2 protein-coding genes are annotated in these 1,052 nt (G+C 53.8%); one reads left to right on the top strand and one right to left on the bottom strand.

Features of this window, described 5'->3' with window-relative positions; genetic code table 11:
• The first annotated feature begins 160 nt into the window (after positions 1-160).
• Entirely contained in the window at positions 161-505 is a 345-nt protein-coding gene (locus tag B2W52_RS05005; RefSeq protein ID WP_008175275.1) for a chaperone modulator CbpM, read from the top strand.
• Between the two features lie 13 nt (positions 506-518).
• Here the strand turns inward: B2W52_RS05005 and B2W52_RS05000 are convergent, their stop codons facing one another.
• Positions 519-692: a DUF6435 family protein gene (locus B2W52_RS05000; RefSeq protein WP_104270694.1), complete on the bottom strand. Its 174-nt coding sequence runs from the start codon at positions 690-692 to the stop codon at positions 519-521.
• Positions 693-1,052: the final 360 nt, after the last annotated feature.

Raw genomic sequence — 1,052 nt, 5'->3', positions numbered from 1 at the left:
CGTTTCCCGGGCAAGCACCCGGGCGATCAGATTGTCATCCTGCAGATTGCCATGCCCGAGAAACACAGCCCTGAGGCCGAAAAGCTCTACGAGCAGCTGGCCGAGGCCGAGAAGCAATTCAATCCACGCAGCAAGCTTCACGTGTGAGCGGGAGTAAGGTATGAGCAATAAAGATCATGTGCTGACGGTAGAGGTACTTGACCAGAGTGGCAGCACCTTCACCCTGCGTGAAATCTGCGAACGTGGCGAGTGCCACGCAGAGTTCGTTATCAAACTGGTGGACTACGGGATCATTGCCCCGCTGGAAGATTACCCGGAGGCACGGCAATGGGAGTTCGATGTCGCTGCCCTGAGCCGATTGCGCAAAGCGCAGAGATTACAGAGGGACCTGAAAATGAATCTGCCCGGCCTGGCCATGTCTCTGGAACTGCTCGATGAGGTGGAGGAAATGCGTCGGGAAGTGGCCCGCCTCAATCACCGCATCCGGCAATTGATGGGGGAGTAAACGCTCCCCCCGCTTATTTCTTTTCGTCCAGCGCCTGGATCTCGGCGTAGATCTTTTCTGCCTCCTCCATGAGGGTTCCATGAGTTCTCAGATCGCCGTTGCGCTGGGCGTCCAGTGCTTTGGCGAGCTTCGCCTCATATTCCTTCTGCAGTTTTTTCCTCGGATCGCCTTTCAAAAATCCCAGCATAGTAATGGACCTGTTTTGGCTGACTGTTCAAACATTTACGTTTCCCGCTCCATAAAGTTCACAAAATTTTCATGATCAAAAACTGGACAGGATCAAAAAATGGGATTAAATTCCCAAATACAATATTGGGAAAAATATCCCAATTTAAGATCGGGTGTTTAGACGTGGTCGCCCGCGGACGCAATAACAAGCCTGGAGAAGAACGATGAATCGCAAACCTTTAGCAATCGCAGTGAAGTTGGCCATGACGGGAGCTCTGGCCGGTGCCCTTGCCGCTTGTGGTGGTGGAGGCTCCGGCGACACCTCCACCAGTGGCACCTCATCTGGTACCAGTGTCGGGGCGGTATCGGGCTTCGGCAG

The organism is Marinobacter sp. UBA2498 (genome assembly GCF_002341575.1).
Taxonomy (GTDB): Bacteria; Pseudomonadota; Gammaproteobacteria; order Pseudomonadales; family Oleiphilaceae; genus Marinobacter; species Marinobacter manganoxydans.
This window is presented reverse-complemented; position numbering and strand designations above follow the sequence as displayed.

Coding starts and splice junctions, on each gene's coding strand:
- B2W52_RS05005 (WP_008175275.1), top strand. CDS start 161: ATGAGCAATAAAGATCATGTGCTGACGGTAGAGGTACTTGACCAGAGT.
- B2W52_RS05000 (WP_104270694.1), bottom strand. CDS start 692: ATGCTGGGATTTTTGAAAGGCGATCCGAGGAAAAAACTGCAGAAGGAA.